At 41.1% G+C, this 13,364-nt stretch carries 13 protein-coding genes; 9 read left to right on the forward strand and 4 right to left on the reverse strand.

Annotation, left to right across the window (positions count from 1 at the left end; translation table 11 throughout):
- Positions 1-191 precede the first annotated feature (191 nt).
- From KOL94_RS22090 to KOL94_RS22115, 6 genes are all read left to right on the forward strand, one after another.
- Positions 192-1,427, forward strand: a complete 1,236-nt coding sequence (locus KOL94_RS22090; protein WP_221568834.1) for a metallophosphoesterase family protein — start codon at positions 192-194, stop codon at positions 1,425-1,427.
- Positions 1,428-1,435: 8 nt separating this feature from the next.
- Positions 1,436-4,417 (forward strand): ATP-binding protein, encoded by a 2,982-nt coding sequence (locus tag KOL94_RS22095; RefSeq protein WP_221568835.1) that lies wholly within the window; start codon positions 1,436-1,438, stop codon positions 4,415-4,417.
- 22 nt (positions 4,418-4,439) lie between these two features.
- A complete protein-coding gene (locus tag KOL94_RS22100; RefSeq protein ID WP_221568836.1) occupies positions 4,440-5,111 on the forward strand; it encodes a response regulator transcription factor in 672 nt (223 codons plus the stop codon).
- A complete protein-coding gene (locus KOL94_RS22105) occupies positions 5,108-6,463 on the forward strand; it encodes a sensor histidine kinase (RefSeq protein WP_221568837.1) in 1,356 nt (451 codons plus the stop codon). The genes KOL94_RS22100 and KOL94_RS22105 overlap by 4 nt, the downstream gene beginning before the upstream one ends.
- A 326-nt stretch (positions 6,464-6,789) precedes the next feature.
- The gene (gene yhaM, locus KOL94_RS22110) at positions 6,790-7,758 is read left to right on the forward strand and encodes a 3'-5' exoribonuclease YhaM (protein ID WP_221568838.1); all 969 of its coding nucleotides are present in this window, start codon (positions 6,790-6,792) and stop codon (positions 7,756-7,758) included.
- A 70-nt stretch (positions 7,759-7,828) separates the two neighbouring features.
- Complete coding sequence (locus tag KOL94_RS22115) at positions 7,829-8,101, forward strand: sporulation YhaL family protein (RefSeq protein WP_221568839.1); 273 nt, start codon at positions 7,829-7,831, stop codon at positions 8,099-8,101.
- A gap of 135 nt (positions 8,102-8,236) precedes the next feature.
- On the opposite strand, the gene KOL94_RS22120 is transcribed toward KOL94_RS22115, so the two are convergent.
- Entirely contained in the window at positions 8,237-9,145 is a 909-nt protein-coding gene (locus KOL94_RS22120; protein WP_221568840.1) for a peptidylprolyl isomerase, read from the reverse strand.
- 215 nt (positions 9,146-9,360) lie between these two features.
- Between KOL94_RS22120 and KOL94_RS22125 the strand changes: the two genes are divergently transcribed.
- The gene (locus KOL94_RS22125; protein ID WP_221568917.1) at positions 9,361-9,447 is read left to right on the forward strand and encodes a YjcZ family sporulation protein; all 87 of its coding nucleotides are present in this window, start codon (positions 9,361-9,363) and stop codon (positions 9,445-9,447) included.
- A gap of 96 nt (positions 9,448-9,543) precedes the next feature.
- Positions 9,544-9,633, forward strand: coding sequence for a YjcZ family sporulation protein (locus tag KOL94_RS22130; RefSeq protein WP_221568841.1), 90 nt, complete (start codon positions 9,544-9,546; stop codon positions 9,631-9,633).
- A 345-nt stretch (positions 9,634-9,978) separates the two neighbouring features.
- Here the strand turns inward: KOL94_RS22130 and KOL94_RS22135 are convergent, their stop codons facing one another.
- The gene (locus KOL94_RS22135; protein ID WP_260412613.1) at positions 9,979-10,164 is read right to left on the reverse strand and encodes a hypothetical protein; all 186 of its coding nucleotides are present in this window, start codon (positions 10,162-10,164) and stop codon (positions 9,979-9,981) included.
- 112 nt (positions 10,165-10,276) lie between these two features.
- Here KOL94_RS22135 and KOL94_RS22140 point away from each other — a divergent pair, with 112 nt between their 5' ends.
- Positions 10,277-10,864, forward strand: coding sequence for a YpmS family protein (locus KOL94_RS22140; RefSeq protein ID WP_221568842.1), 588 nt, complete (start codon positions 10,277-10,279; stop codon positions 10,862-10,864).
- A 721-nt stretch (positions 10,865-11,585) separates the two neighbouring features.
- Here KOL94_RS22140 and KOL94_RS22145 read toward each other — a convergent pair.
- On the reverse strand, positions 11,586-12,122 hold the full coding sequence (locus KOL94_RS22145) for a DUF3267 domain-containing protein (protein ID WP_221568843.1): 537 nt from the start codon (positions 12,120-12,122) through the stop codon (positions 11,586-11,588).
- Positions 12,123-12,568: 446 nt separating this feature from the next.
- Complete coding sequence (locus tag KOL94_RS22150) at positions 12,569-13,201, reverse strand: HTH-type transcriptional regulator Hpr (RefSeq protein WP_221568844.1); 633 nt, start codon at positions 13,199-13,201, stop codon at positions 12,569-12,571.
- Positions 13,202-13,364 lie beyond the last annotated feature (163 nt).

The following is a 13,364-nucleotide window of genomic DNA, read 5'->3' on the forward strand; positions in this document are numbered from 1 at the left end:
AGTTTTCCAGTGACCTATTTGACTAATCGGGTCGCTTCCGCTTTTCGTTTGCCCGTGGAAAGCGAGTATATTTCTTACGCTTCAACAACAATCTTTACACAAAGAGCCTTTCTATATCATCATATAACGAACAAACGCTCGTATGGATGTGGTAAAATAGCAATAAGGATCTCGCTTGGAGGAAGGATGAGATGACTATGCGGAAAATCAGATTCATACATACTGCAGATTTACATATCGATACACCATTCAAGGGTCTGGGGCACCTGCCTGAGCCCGTTTTCAATATCGTCAAAGATAGTACGTTCCGATCCTTTGAAAAACTAGTTACGCTTGCTATTGAAAATCAGGTCGATTTCCTCGTCATTTCAGGAGACCTGTATGATGGAGCAAATCGGAGTTTGAAGGCCCAATTGTTTTTGAAAAATCAGTTTCAACGACTCCAGGACCAAATGATCGACATTTTCGTCATACATGGAAACCATGATCATTTAGACGGCGAGTATATCAAACTTAAATGGCCAGACAATGTCCATTTCTTCAGCAGCAGAGAACCGGAGATGTTTCCTTTTGAAAAAGAAGGGAAAGTCCTTGCGCATCTTTATGGTTATAGTTATCCAAAGCAAGCGGTGACGGAAAATATCTCAGCGAAGTATAGAAAGCTGGAAGGCCCCCCATTTCATATCGCTTTACTACATGGATCGATCGGAGGCAATACCGATCACCAGACGTATGCTCCTTTCATACTCCAGGAGTTGCAGGCACAACCTTTCGATTATTGGGCGTTAGGACACATCCATAAAAGAGAGGTACTTTCCCATCATCCCTATGTAATCTATCCTGGCAACATTCAAGGGTTGAATCGGAAAGAGAGTGGTCCAAAAGGTTGTTATCTGGTCGAAATGAACGAAGTGGATACTTCGTTGAATTTTCTTGATACTTCAACTGTTCGATGGGAGTCTGAAAGTCTTTCAATAGGAAAAACAGATACGATGGATGATTTGATTCATCAAATCAACCTCGTAAAAGAGAAGTTACGCACTACAGGGGTGAATACGATTTTATCGATTGAGCTTTCGGGTGAAAGTCCGGTTCTCAAATCACTGAACGAACATGACACACTGGATGATTTGATGGATCATTTGCATGAAGGGGAAGAAACGGAAGAACCATTTGTATGGGTGAATCGCATAACCGTTGAGCCCGTTATCACAGAATACATCAATGAACTTGGAGAATCCCATTTCATGAAGGAAATCTTTAACGTATTCGAGCAATTGGACAAGAGCGATCCCGTCCTGGAAACTCTTTTGAAGCATAAGAAAGCGAAGAAATTTTTAGATGATGAAAGTTTGGGAGACCAGGAGATTGTAGAAGAAGCCAAGAGGCTGTTGATTGAATCGATAGCATTGCAATCTGAAAGGTAGGGCTGGCGATGAGGATCATAGATTTACATATATACGGATTCGGGCGATTCGAGAATGAATTCATCCAATTTGAAGAGACAGAAGTCCAGGCCATATACGGGGAAAATGAATCTGGGAAATCCACTGTGATGGCCTTTATCGAATATATGCTGTTCGGGTTTCCTAAACGGAGTGAAAAGCGGTTGAGATACGAGCCGAAGACGACCCAGGCCTACGGCGGAAAACTGCGTATCGAAACAGCTGAGCATGGCTTCCTTACCATTGAGAGGAAAGGCGATGCTTCTGGAACTGTCACGATCGTAAAAGAAGACGGAAGCAATGAAGGAGAGGCTTTCCTGCAGCAGGTCTTAGGGGAAGTGAACCACCAAACCTTCCGTGATGTCTTTTCTTTCAACCTGGACGGATTGCAAAAAGTGAATGAAATCAAATCAGAGCAGATAGGGGAATATCTTTTCAATGCGGGATTGACCGGTGCCCAGCAGCTCAACCAGATTTCGAAATCGTTAGAGGAGCAACAAAACAGACTATTCAAACCGAATGGCAAGAATCCTGTCTTGAATCAGAAGTTGAACCACCTCCATGAGCTCGAACAAAAGGTGAAGCAATGGAGCAAGAAGCTTGATGAGTATAACCGAATGAAATCCGAATTAGAGGATAAAAGAGAAGCGTTATCAAAATCCGAAAGAGCGAAAAATGGGCTCGATCAGAAAAGGACGGAACTTAAGCATCTCCAATCGATCAACCCGCTTCTTGAACAGAAAAACACAATCGAGAACCAGTTGAAGAGCCTTCCCACTGCTGTACCATTCCCCGAGGAAGGATTGGATCGATTTCAAAGTCTTAAAGAACGACAAATCGAATTGCACAGTGATCGAAAACATGTGGAAGATTTGATACGTAAAAATAAAGAGGTTTATGATGCAATATACCTCAACGATGAAATGCTCGATCATGCTCCTCGGATCAATGAACTGGAAAGCAACTTCCGTTTGTACAAAGGGAGACAGGAAGACTATAGCAAACTGAATGAACGGATCGAGTATCTTCAGCAAGAAATTGATAATGAAATGCAGGTGATCGGTCAAAAATGGACAGAAGAGACAATCCGTTCGATCAACACAGATCTCGTTACGAAACAGCAATTGATCAGCAAATTGAAAAGGCTCGACCAATCGGAAGAAGAGCAAAAAAGACTCGATGAGGACCTTTTGAATGCTCGAGGTGAACTTGAGGAAAATGAAGCGAAGAGGACCCGGTTAAAAGAGCAGATGCTTCCGGAGGGAACAATCCAATCCTATCGTGTAAAGGTGGAAGACCTGAGCAGTCAATCGCCGGAATTGTTAAAAGGAAGAATTGAAACACTGAAAAGCCTCCAAAGCGCTTCAAAAGGAAACTCGATCAACGGCATGATCATTTGGGCGATGATCGGTCTTGGAATCGTGCTGACGGGGATGTGGATGATGCAAGGCGATTATATTGCTGGTCTCATCATCGGGATCAGTCTGGTAGGCGCCGGTATTCTCCTGAATAAAAAAGGCGGTTTGGATAATGAGCAAGATCTTAAGCGGCAAATCACCGAACTTGAAGCCGAGCTTCGTAATCACCAAGACAGCAATGACGTATCAGAACTGGATCATCTGAATCAACTGTTAAACGATCAACAGCAGTTGGCAGTCCAATTAGATCATCTGAAAGACCATGAACAGGCTCTTGCAAAGAGATACCAGGATGTAGCCCGTCGTTATGACCAATGGGAGATTAAGCATCATCAGACTGTAGAGGAACTGTCCAGTTGGAGGGAAATGGCGCATATACCACCAAATGTCCCGGACGAATTGCTCCTCGAAATTTTTGAACGGATCGATCACTTGAAGAAAAGGTTGACGGAGCGGAGTCATTTGAAAAAGAGACTAGCTCAGCTTCAAACGGAACTCTCCAAGTTTGAGAGCGCGGTTCGGGATATCTCACGTGCCTGTCATATTGACTCCAATCACGGGATAGAGCAGAATCTATCACAGCTATCGAGACAGTTAAAGGAACAGATGAAAAAGCGTGAAGAAAAGTACAGCTTAGCCGTTTCTATTGAAGAGCTTCAGGAACAGTATGAAGGATTGTTGACAAAGTATACGAAATATACAGATGAAATCGAAATCTTGTTTACATTAGCTGAGGTAGAAGGTGAAGAAACTTTCCGTGAAAAAGGAAAAGCGAATGAAAGATATGAAAAATGGACAGAACAACTGCAAATGGTAGATGCTCAATTGCAGGCTTCGACAGATTGGAAAATCATCGAACACCTGGAGAACGATCCGTCAAAATTAAGCAATCTCCAAGCTCGTTTAGAAAAACTGGACGAGGAGCTTGAAACAACCAACAAAGATATCGACATGTTACGTGATGATTGCTCACGATTGCAAGCCGCGATTACACATCTAGAAGAAGATGGCACATATTCGAATCAACTTCATTCCTATCATCTGGCCAAGAGTGAATTCATTGAAGAAGCTAAGAAATGGGCTGTTTACCGGACGGCGCAATATGTCCTGGATCGGGCGAAGCAAAACTATCAATCTGAAAGACAACCGCGTGTAATCAAGCGGGCGGCAGGTTATTTTACAGTCCTGACAGAAGGGGAGTATAACCGGATCATCGCCCCGAAAGGAGAAGAAAGTTTCCTTATTGAACGTAAAGATAGAGTTGTTTTTAAGCCAGAAGAGTTGAGCAGAGCTACTATGGAGCAACTTTATTTATCATTAAGATTTGCACTGGCAGAAGAATATGAAAATCAGGGAGATTTCCCATTGATCATGGATGATATTCTTGTAAATTTCGATGAAAAACGTCGTAATCTTGCATGTAAGCTCATCAGATCCATTGCAGAAGAACGACAGGTGCTCTATTTTACGTGTCACGGAAATGCAGTCGCTTATTTGACTGAGAAGCCATTACAGTTACCAGATAGAGCATCACTTGAAGTCCAAACCTATTAGTTTTCCCAGGAGTTGAGAAGATATGGCAGGCTACATGATTTATCTAGTAGAAGATGAACAGGATTTATCAGCTGTACTCAAAGCGTATATGGAAAAAGAGGGATGGAAGGTAAAGGTTTTTCATGACGGAACGAGTGCGTTGGAATACATTGAGAAGCCACCGCACCTATGGGTTTTGGATATCATGCTTCCCGGTGTGGATGGGTATGGGCTTTTGAAACATATAAAGGAACGCACGGATGTTCCGGTCATCTTCACATCTGCTAGAGACCAGGATCTCGATCGAGTGCTTGGTCTTGAATTGGGAAGCGACGATTATATTACAAAGCCATTCTTACCGAAGGAGTTAATCATCCGGGCTAAAAAACTCATGCAGCGAATTTACGAAGGTCCAGGAGGAAAGTATCAAAATAGGTGGGTTAATGAATATTGCATTCAGCCGCTTGATCGAAAAATCACCTATCGAAATGAAGAGGTTGACCTGACTACGAAAGAATTCGAGGTCGTCCTTTTTCTGACGGAACATTTAAATGAAACAAAATCGCGGTTGGATATCCTTGAAGGTGTATGGGGAAAGGATTACGTCGGGTCGGAACGTGCTGTGGATGATGTAGTCCGACGCATCCGTAAAAAGATGCCACGCCTGAATCTTGAAACGCTATACGGCGGGGGTTATAGGGTTGAGACATCGTGAAAAAGCTTAGTATAGCTCAGCGAATCTGGATTTCCTTTTTCCTGTTGGTTTTCGTCGTCGGATTATGTGTAGTCGTCATTTATCCGTTATCCATGCGTGAGGCCCTTACAGAAGAATCATACCGGATCATAAAAGAACAACAGGATCTCATTCTTGAAGGCCCGACTGGACCAGAGCAGGAACTGCCGGATACGAACCTCAATTTCGTAGAACGTCGGGAGGCAGCGAGATCAGTCGGCCACCTTCTGCTCGGCAATCAATCCTTTGTTATCAAGGGGGATTCCGTCCCTGAAACAGTATTGCGGCATATTTGGGAAAAAGCGATATTGCTTGAAGAGGATGAAGGTGATTTTCAGCTTTCCTACAGGGATGCGACACTCTTTTATGTCATCAGGCCGATTGAAGTGAACGGAAATGACGCCTTCATGGTATCGTATATGTGGGATACATATCGTGATCAGCTCGTACAGCGATTATGGGAAAGACTGATCTGGATTTTTGTCATCGGGATCGTCATCAGTATCATTCCTGCGATTTGGCTATCCAATTATTTAAGGAAGCCATTAAAGGCTCTTGGTGCACGGTTTGAGCAAATCGGTAATCGAAACTGGCGCGAACCGTTCGAGCTGAAGGGAGACCAGGATTTCCAACAGCTTTCGGAACAGTTTGAACGGATGAGACAAAACTTGATACGAAATGATCAGTCACAAAAACGGTTCATTCAGCACGCCTCTCATGAATTAAAGACACCGATCATGACAATCCAGAGCTATGCACAATCCGTCAAGGACGGTGTTTTTCCAGAGAAAGACCTTGAAGAAATGATGGATGTGATCATCAATCAAACTGGGCGGATGGAAGAACGCGTAAAAGATATGATTTATTTTTCAAAACTTGATACATTGCAAGACAATGAACCACGAAATGAAACGATCCGATTCGGTTCATTGATTCAAGAAGTCCTTGATCGATTTCTGTACCAGCGGGAAGAAATTATGATAAAAGTAAGTGGTGAAGATATCGAGTTCAAAGGAGATCGCAGCCAATGGGAGGTCGTCTTCGAAAATATAATCCAGAATGCTTTACGTTATGCGGAATCTTATATCGATATCTCCTGTGAAAGAGAGAATGGACAAACGACAATGAGGGTGCACAATGATGGTGAGACCATCCCTGAAGAAAAACTGGACCGCCTTTTTGAACCTTTCGAAAAAAGCCATAAAGGACAATTCGGGCTTGGTCTGGCTATTGTCAAACGTATCGTTGAACTTCATAATGGAACTGTAGAGGTCCAAAATAAAGAAAATGGTGTTTCAATTGTGATCATCATAGAGCGGGCCGATCGTGAATAGAATGATGATTTCATGAAAGAGGTAAAGAAAAGTTACAAGGGGCCGATGTTCCATCTATCGGCCTCGTTATCCTGTTTCGCATTCAACTATGTAATGTTACGCTGCAGCCTTAACCAGTACTTGCTTGCATGATTTTGTCAATTTACATATTCCGTATTCGTAATGAATGTATGGACGGGGCTGTCCTAAAAGAAAAGTGTCAGACACCTCCAACACAACATGGTGTATCAAAACCACGATTTTTCTCAAAATGTTGTTATGTTTGGAGAGACTAAGACACTTTTTGGACAACCCATACCCAACTGAAAAAAGAGGAGGTAAGAGGGATGAAAAGAGGAATCCAACAATACCAGGTAGGAGATATTTTTGATGATTATTTGCTGATCAAATCTGCAGCTAAAGGGACCACAAGTACTGGAAAACCATTTTTGACACTTATTTTGCAGGATCATACAGGGGATATAGAGGCAAAGCTGTGGGATTCGAGTCCTGGCGACGAGCAGCAATTTATTCCCGAATCCATCGTCAAAGTGATGGGGGATATCACCAGCTATCGCGGGAAAGCGCAGCTCAAGGTGAAGCAGATCAGATTAACTACGACGCATGATGGAGTGAGCGTCCACGACTTTGTAGAGACAGCACCACTTCCCCAGGACGAAATGACCGAAGTGATCACACAAGCTATTTTTGAAATGAAAAATCCGAACATCCAGCGGATCACCCGCCACCTTGTGAAGAAACATCAGAAGGCGTTTCTAGAGTTCCCGGCTGCAACGAAGAACCACCATGAATTCGTTTCAGGACTAGCCTTTCATGTGGTGTCGATGCTCAAGCTTGCCAAATCAATCGCTCAGCTGTATCCATCGTTAGACACGGACTTGTTATATGCAGGTGTCATCCTGCATGATCTTGGAAAAACAAAGGAGTTATCTGGGCCGGTTGCCCCGAGTTATACCCTTGAAGGCAATCTGTTAGGACATATTACTATGATGGTTGAAGAAATTGGTGAAGCTGCCCGTGAACTAGAAATAGATGGGGAAGAAGTATTGATTCTCCAACACATGGTATTGAGTCATCATTCGAGAGCAGAGTGGGGGAGTCCTAAGCCACCATTGGTACGAGAAGCTGAAATTCTCCACTATATCGATAATATTGATGCGAAAATGAATATGATGGATCGTGCATTAAGCAGAGTGAACCCAGGTGAGTTCACAGAACGTGTTTTTGCGCTTGATAACCGTTCATTCTATAAACCTTTGACAGAGCAAAAAAAGTCTGTCCCCACCAATCTTTAAATAGTCATAAACAACCGTTATCCTACATACCTTTGTAATAACAAAGCTTGTCTACAAAGGAGGAAAGTCGATGCGTCGCCTATACGTTGTCGCTACGGTTGTTTTATTTTTTGCATTGTTACAATTCACAGGTGTATACAGCAATCTTAAACCGGTTCTTTCAAGTGTTCCCTGGTGGATGTACTTCGTATTAGCAGGAATAGGGTACTCCGGCTATAGAGCATGGTTTCATACAGTTGAGGATAGGAAGCTGGATCGAGTTCATATCGAAGAGGAAGGCAAAATCTACATGGAACGGATTGAAGAAGAAAAACAACGGCGAAACCAGGCATCTGGGGAATAGTAAGAAAAAAGCTGCCTTTGGGAAACCGAAATAGGCGTTTTTTACGAGCAGAGTTGCTTAAGTCTAAAAAATCGTCCTGGAAGTCTAATAATCTTTTAAATAAAAGAGGACTGACAATCGTCAGTCCTTCTTCAATTATTCTTGTTTTTGTTTTTCTGCATCATCTTTATTGAAAAGGTCCTTGTATTCCTTATCTTTCACGTCGATTTTAGCATCTTTCATAGCTTTATCGACCGGGTTGGCATCTGGGTCCTTTTGTGCTTTTTCTTGAGCTTTCTCTTGAAGCAATGTTTTCTTGATTTGGTACTCTGCTTCTTCAAATGATTGCGTCTTTTGGTCTAACACTTCAATGATGTGGAACCCATATTGCGATTTGACTGGGTCTGAAATTTTTCCTTTTTCAAGTGAAAATGCCACTTCATCGAACTCAGGAACCATTTGACCGCGTGGGAATGATCCTAATTCTCCACCTTTGTCTTTCGAACCAGGGTCAGTAGAATATTCCTTCGCAAGTTCTGCGAAGTCTCCACCTTCGTCAAGCTTCTTTTTCACTTCTTTAGCTGTCTTTTCATCCTCTACCAAGATGTGACGCGCTTCAACTTCTTTAATTTTGTATTCTTCATCATACTTCTTCTTCATTTCTTCTTCAGAAACTTTAATACCTTCAGTCTGAGCTTTGAAGAATACGAGGTTACGTTTTACAACGTCCCGAAGCTCCTCCTCCCCTTCAATACCGCTTTGTTTAAGCGCATTTTCAAAGCCTTCATCTCCGCCAAATTGACTTTTGAGGTAATCGATCTCTTTATCGAGTTCTTTATCACTGACTTCATATTTTTCAGAAAGAACCTTGTATTGTACGAGTTCTTGTAGAATTTGTTCTGATTGAGGCTGCTTCTTCATTTCATTATAGAAATCTTGTTGTGTGACATCTCCGGCACTTGTTTCGACAATTACTTTACTATCACCGGAATCGCCATTATTACTGCATGCAGCGGTACCAAAAATCGTTGTTGCTGCAGCAACCGTCAGGACCCACTTTTTCATCGACATACACTCCTATGATGTAGAAATTTTTTCACATCTCCTACTATAGCATATCCACCTGTTAAAAATACACACTCCACACCAAATATGAGAAAAAATACACATTTATTGGAATTGCTTGTGCGTCCGCCCGTTTTTAAAAATAAGGGCATTGGTCTAATCAAGATTGACACTGGACTTATACACTATAAGTGTACACCAAAGGAGGGATTGCAATGGGTTACGGACATGGAGGCAGCTTTGCCTTGATTGTAGTACTGTTCCTTTTGTTGATCATTATTGGAGCATGCTATATCTGCTAAAAATTTAGAGAAATTTCCGAGCGAAAGGATAGCAGCCTATGCTTTGGCTTACCTCAATGCATAGGATAACATAACACCGGAATAGGGGGTGACATCATGGGTGGATACGGGTATGGAAAAGGATTTGCGTTGATCGTTGTATTGTTCATCCTATTGATTATCGTAGGCGCAGCTTGGATTTGCTAATACGTATTTCTGAATGAGGAAGAGGCTGACCATCGCTGTCAGCCTCTTTTTTACACTTAAAGAAAGTATAAAAATACTTTCATCAGTATAAGTTCAACTAATGGCTCAGCCTACGCCTAAGGTTTTGCCAAGTTTTCTTTAAATATAATCTGTGTAATCCCGTAAGAGTGTCGTAAATTTAACCATCAAAATCCAGCCCAAGGAATGCTCTTGACTTTCTCAAGATTTCATTCGTACTGTTCAAAAAGCCTATGAACGTTCGAACTCTCTAAACAAAGGGGCTCTTTTATGTTTGTACATATACCTGTCTGGGTAATAATGAAATATTATGGAGCATAAATTGCGTCAATGCACAAAAATTACTTCAATGTACGAGCTTACTAACAGGATTGTGATCATGATGTTAATCCAACGGAATACATTCACCTGTTTTTCTGCAGGTATATTCTTTTGAATACATAAGCGATTCGTAAGTGTATTAAACAAGAAAAGAATGATACATGCGAATGCTATATAATAAATTGCAATCATTGTCATAGGTTGAACCTCCGAAACTAAGAGATTGTATTACTAACATACCAAAATATTAAAAGAATGAACAGTAACAACTATTATAGATTATGTGGGACGGGAGGAGAACGCTTTGAAATTCAGATGGAAATATGCTTTTTTCATTTTACTTACTATCATGATCATCGTTCCAATCATCGTCGGAACATTGGTATTCATGGGGGATAAACAAGAAGAGAAGTCCATGCGTGATGTACCCAAACAGGGAGAGCCGATATTCGATATCGAATCGTCAAAGGATCAATTGAATTTTTTGATCAAAGAACAACTGGCACAATTGAAATCCGGCAGAAATCCGAAGTTCGATTATAGTGTCGAACTCAAAGATAATGTCCAGGTAAAAGGGTACTTCACATTTTTTTCGAATGAAGTCCAATTCACCATGGATTTCGAACCTCAAGTATTAGACAATGGAAATCTTCTGTTAAAAGAAGAATCGATCAAGCTAGGGGAACTGAAACTGCCGGGCTCGAAAATTTTGGAGTTTATCAAGGGGAGTACCGATTTACCACCATGGGTTGAGATCAATGATAAAGAAGAAACGATTCTTTTGAAGCTGAACCAGATCAAATTAAAGGATCAACTGTTCTTAAAGGCCGAATCATTTGATCTTGAAAAAGATAACATCCGTTTTAAGGTTTACTATATTACAGAAGAGTAGTTTCAGTATGAAAAGGTTTAAACTGACTTGACAAAGCCACATATTAAAGCCATTAAAAAAGAGTGACCATTTAACATCATTTACATCGATGCTCATGGTCAGTCTTTTTGTTTTATATTTGGCTTTGTTAAATAATATTGTTGATTCCTGACTCGATACTCCTGCGGGAACAGCGAGCCAGGCGTGACCCCACACTCTTTTAAAGGATCTTCGACTATAATAATGAACTTTGACTATAATAATGATCTTCGACTAAATACCACCACGTCCTATGGTGAACGTCGAAGTCAGTACATCCTGTACAAGTACGTCCTATGGTGAACGTCGAAGCCAGCATAAGGAAAGCTTCTAAGAATTCTCATAGCAGACACGAAAATGATTTCATTTTTGTGTTGACGTCCTGTGCAAGTGAGGAGGGGCTTGCGGAAGTAGGTAAATGCAATGAAGTGATGTCTAGCTCAGCGACCAGACACTTGGATCACTTCAAACTTCCTGCGGCGGCAACACATTGATTGACATCCTTATGAGTTAGCCCACGCAGAACCAAGTCTTTGTTTGGTTCAAGCCTCCTCATCAGTCCTCCAGTGACCTGCGTGACTAAACGGGTCGCTTCGCTTTTTCTTGTGCCGGCGGAAAGGGAGTGAATTTCGCAAAAATCAACAATATCAATGTAACTATGGCCCAGCCAGTACCGAAGGATTGGTTGAGGCAAGTTTTTTTATTAAAATGTACGTTTAACGATGATTTGGAATCCTGTATCACCGTCTTCTAGAAATGAATCTTTCGGTGCTTTCCATAGATGGATGATATAAATCATATCTTTTACGCACAGGAAGATATTCAAAGTCGAAACAATCGCAAATAGATGTAAAAATTCGGGCATCATATAGCCACCGATCAATGAAACCGACGTGATAACGATCAGCGGAAAAGAAACGCCAAACAAAGCAACTCTTCTAGACAGGACTTCAGGTATACGGCAAAAGAGTGAAAAACGGTTTTCCCCAAAAGCCATACACGCTCTGCGACCTGAGATCCAGATCGGCAGACAATGCAAAAATATATGAAAAGGGATAATCAGTATGAACACCAACAATAATGGCATCAATCCGGTTTGATAATAGATCGTTTCTGGGTGGAACAAACTAAAAACCATAAAATAAACGATAAAATACGTTAAGCTGAAAAGTGTTGAAATCAGCAAAAGGCGTAGTTTACCGTAATCTCTTGTTAAATTTATAGACTTGTAACAGTTCATGATGTATCACCTTCTTTAGGAAATAAAATGTGTGGGGAAAGGTGAGAACCTTGCTTTAAAAACCACTCCCATACAGTACGATGTTTCGAACGAAAAATCAATAGGTTTTACAAAAAAATTAGAAACGTTTATGGAAGGGTGCCAGAAAGCGATGCAATAGGTAAAATAAATAGTAAAGAAGGATCGTGTAGTGTAGGAACTTCGGGGATGGAAAGGCGTCGTGATGCCAGAAAAAGAAGGTGAAAAATCGCGTGGATCGAATTTCATAAGAGCTAAGTAAGACGAAGGTATTTCTTGAACAATATAAAGAACTAGATGCTCAAAAAGATGAATTAAGAGAAGCCGGAATGGTCGATATGACTCCTCTATTAATTCACTTTGCAGGTCTCCTCAATCCGAAAGCTGACCCATGAGTTGATGCATTGATTAATACTCCCCAACCTTTATCAAGTTGTGGTTGGTACTTTTTCGATTTCATCTTTTTGCTTTTCAGATAAAAGTTCGTCAGTAATTTCGTCTTCACGCTTTACAGGTACGAGTTGACGATCAGTCTCTTCAAATTCACTATCTATTTTAGTGACAGTTGTATCAAGGATGGACATGAAGTCATCCCCGTACACACTTCGAATCACTGCCATCAATTCATCGAACTCAGGGAATTTACCATAAAGATCACGAATCTTGAGTGATGCACTGAATATGCCGTAATTTTCCGGCTGGTAATCTTCGATTGTCCTCAATAACAGATCTCTTCCCGTATCGGTAAGTTTTACGTACGTGTTGCGTTTATCATTTTCTTTCTTTGAGAAGGTTAAATAGCCTTGCTCTTCAAGCTTTTTGGAAAAGTTAAATGCTGTTGACACGTGCATAACACCGAACTTGGAGATATCAGAGATCGAAGCTCCTTCAAGATGGAAAGCAATCCAGAGGATGTGGTGTTCGTTGATGTTAAGACCAAATGGTTTAATCCATCCTTGCCAATCCTTCTCGACGCATTTCCACATGGCTTTACTGATCTGGGCGACTTTATGACTGAACATCATAGCTTCTTTCATTGAAAAATCTTTCTTATTTTCCATAATGAACCTCCATTCTGCTTTATATTATGACAGGAAATGTTAGATTTATAAAGACAATTATCTAAGTGTTCACATGTTTTTCCCAATAATTGCTTCTTGATAAATCTTTTGAGTGTGAATATATAAGTATTATTTCGACATAAAAAGACAAAACCTTTTTATT

This window comes from Alkalihalobacillus sp. TS-13, assembly GCF_019720915.1.
In the GTDB taxonomy this organism is placed as follows: Bacteria; Bacillota; Bacilli; order Bacillales; family Fictibacillaceae; genus Pseudalkalibacillus.

Excerpts from the sequence above, each read along its gene's own strand:
- KOL94_RS22090 (WP_221568834.1), top strand. The coding sequence starts at position 192 with ATGACTATGCGGAAAATCAGATTCATACATACTGCAGATTTACATATC.
- KOL94_RS22095 (WP_221568835.1), top strand. The coding sequence starts at position 1,436 with ATGAGGATCATAGATTTACATATATACGGATTCGGGCGATTCGAGAAT.
- KOL94_RS22100 (WP_221568836.1), top strand. The coding sequence starts at position 4,440 with ATGGCAGGCTACATGATTTATCTAGTAGAAGATGAACAGGATTTATCA.
- yhaM (WP_221568838.1), top strand. The coding sequence starts at position 6,790 with ATGAAAAGAGGAATCCAACAATACCAGGTAGGAGATATTTTTGATGAT.
- KOL94_RS22115 (WP_221568839.1), top strand. The coding sequence starts at position 7,829 with ATGCGTCGCCTATACGTTGTCGCTACGGTTGTTTTATTTTTTGCATTG.
- KOL94_RS22120 (WP_221568840.1), bottom strand. The coding sequence starts at position 9,145 with ATGAAAAAGTGGGTCCTGACGGTTGCTGCAGCAACAACGATTTTTGGT.
- KOL94_RS22125 (WP_221568917.1), top strand. The coding sequence starts at position 9,361 with ATGGGTTACGGACATGGAGGCAGCTTTGCCTTGATTGTAGTACTGTTC.
- KOL94_RS22130 (WP_221568841.1), top strand. The coding sequence starts at position 9,544 with ATGGGTGGATACGGGTATGGAAAAGGATTTGCGTTGATCGTTGTATTG.
- KOL94_RS22135 (WP_260412613.1), bottom strand. The coding sequence starts at position 10,164 with ATGATTGCAATTTATTATATAGCATTCGCATGTATCATTCTTTTCTTG.
- KOL94_RS22145 (WP_221568843.1), bottom strand. The coding sequence starts at position 12,122 with ATGAACTGTTACAAGTCTATAAATTTAACAAGAGATTACGGTAAACTA.
- KOL94_RS22150 (WP_221568844.1), bottom strand. The coding sequence starts at position 13,201 with ATGGAAAATAAGAAAGATTTTTCAATGAAAGAAGCTATGATGTTCAGT.